Raw genomic sequence first — 471 nt, forward strand, 5'->3', positions numbered from 1 at the left:
GAACCGGCAAAGAGAGAAAACACATGACCACGCGTCGGCAAATGCTCGCCATGTCCGCTTCGGCCCTCGCGGCGAGCGCAGTCCCGGTTTCAGCTCAGGGGGCCGGGACCAGCTCTGAAAGCACCGACAAGATCATCCAGATCCGCAATGCCGCTCTGCGGATCGACTATGGTGGGGTCCGCTTCCTCCTCGATCCCCTGTTGGCGGAGCGCCACGGCTTTCCGGGGTTTCCCGGGACAGTGAACGACGAAGAACGCAAGTCGATGGTGCGTCTCCCGCTGCCGGTTGCCGAGATCATCGACGTTGATGCCGTCATCGTCACCCATCTGCACGAAGATCACTGGGACCAGGCGGCGCGCGACGCATTGGATCAGGATCTGCCGATCTTTGCACAGAACGAGGCTGACGCCGACGTTGTTCGAGGTCAGGGCTTCAGAGATGTCCGTGTCCTCACCGACAACACCGAATTCA

The 471-nt window shown here is 61.1% G+C and carries 1 protein-coding gene; it reads left to right on the forward strand.

Annotation, left to right across the window (positions count from 1 at the left end; genetic code table 11):
- Window positions 1-23 precede the first annotated feature (23 nt).
- Window positions 24-471, forward strand: a 448-nt coding sequence (locus tag Q0938_RS19220) for an MBL fold metallo-hydrolase (protein ID WP_299365731.1), incomplete at its 3' end; no start/stop codon positions are given.

Origin of the sequence: uncultured Paracoccus sp., assembly GCF_947496875.1 — a bacterium.
GTDB lineage: Bacteria > Pseudomonadota > Alphaproteobacteria > Rhodobacterales > Rhodobacteraceae > Paracoccus.